1 protein-coding gene is annotated in these 296 nt (G+C 49.0%); it reads right to left on the bottom strand.

The genetic code is table 11. The features are described from left to right. Positions 1-296, bottom strand: a 296-nt coding sequence (locus CWC11_RS22010) for an AMP-binding enzyme (protein WP_171038525.1), incomplete at both ends; no start/stop codon positions are given.

The raw sequence follows: 296 nt of genomic DNA, 5'->3' as shown, positions 1-296 counted from the left end.
CTGACCAGATATCACATAAGCACGCTTCTACCTCATTTCGTGGCCCTACGTACGCTGCCCGTGTCTGGAAATCAACCTCTGGTAATCCCGCCAAATCCAATTTGCCATTTGCTGTTAAAGGCAGTTCTGGCAGTAATACCCAGTGGCTCGGGAGCTGATAACTCGCTAACTGCGACTTTAACGTCGCCACTAATCTTGACTCATCCCAACTAGCCGCTTCTTGTGCAACCACATACGCTACTAAGCTCGCATCTTCGCCTTGTGCTTTTACCTGCACTAACGCATGTTGCACATTA

Origin of the sequence: Pseudoalteromonas sp. S3178, from assembly GCF_005886985.1 — a bacterium.
GTDB lineage: Bacteria > Pseudomonadota > Gammaproteobacteria > Enterobacterales > Alteromonadaceae > Pseudoalteromonas > Pseudoalteromonas carrageenovora.
This window is presented reverse-complemented; position numbering and strand designations above follow the sequence as displayed.